Origin of the sequence: Paraburkholderia sp. SIMBA_054 (assembly GCF_046534875.1) — a bacterium.
Classification (GTDB): domain Bacteria; phylum Pseudomonadota; class Gammaproteobacteria; order Burkholderiales; family Burkholderiaceae; genus Paraburkholderia; species Paraburkholderia hospita.
The window spans coordinates 1-300 of record NZ_JAWRXV010000520.1 but is presented as its reverse complement, the minus strand read 5'-3'; the positions used below and the strand labels follow the sequence as shown (position 1 = coordinate 300).

General features: G+C 33.0%; 1 protein-coding gene. It reads left to right on the top strand.

Features of this window, described 5'->3' with window-relative positions:
• Positions 1 to 181 (top strand): hypothetical protein (locus SB822_RS56165; protein ID WP_410858985.1); only part of this gene is annotated, 181 nt, incomplete at its 5' end.
• Between the last annotated feature and the right edge of the window lie 119 nt (positions 182 to 300).

Below are 300 nucleotides of genomic sequence, written 5' to 3'. Positions count from 1 at the left end.
CAAGCTTACAAAAGCTCCGCAACCTTCTGTAAACAGTACAGATAATAACTTAGGCAATATTGGTGAATTGCATTTCCATATTGAAAACATGTATGGCGACCAAAATACAGCAGAAAAGTTTTCTGATACTGTTATAAAGAAAATCACTAACTATACCAAACAGAATTATGGAAGTTTATAAAGAGCCTAGACTTTAGGCTCTTACTTCGTTTAAAAAGGTGATTAAATGATTAGAGAAAGTCAATACTTTATCTTTAACCACGTCAGATCTACAGACATGGGTGTAGCAAATGTTAATAC